This is a genomic window from Streptomyces sp. P9(2023) (assembly GCF_032436795.1).
Lineage (GTDB): Bacteria > Actinomycetota > Actinomycetes > Streptomycetales > Streptomycetaceae > Streptomyces.
Genome location: NZ_JAUPWM010000608.1, coordinates 1 through 260, shown reverse-complemented (window position 1 = coordinate 260; position 260 = coordinate 1). Strand labels below are relative to the sequence as shown.

1 protein-coding gene is annotated in these 260 nt (G+C 67.7%); it reads left to right on the top strand.

Translation table 11 applies throughout. The annotated features are described in order from the left end of the window. On the top strand, positions 1–260 hold a 260-nt coding region (locus tag Q5762_RS38875), incomplete at both ends, for a Hint domain-containing protein (protein WP_315897032.1).

Below are 260 nucleotides of genomic sequence, written 5' to 3'. Positions count from 1 at the left end.
CGTGCGGGTGCACTGGGCGCGGGGGTGCCGGCGCGCGATCTCGTCGTCTCGCCGCAGCACCGCGTGCTGGTTGGGTCTCGCATCGCACAGCGGCTGTTTGGCTGCGGCGAAGCGCTTGTGGCCGCGCGCCACCTGCTTGGCCTTGCCGGAGTCAGCGTGGACCATCCGGCGGGCGGCCTCACCTATCTGCACCTGGGCTTTGAGCACCATGAAATCGTAAGATCGGAAGGGATGTGGACGGAATCCTTTTTCCCCGGCCC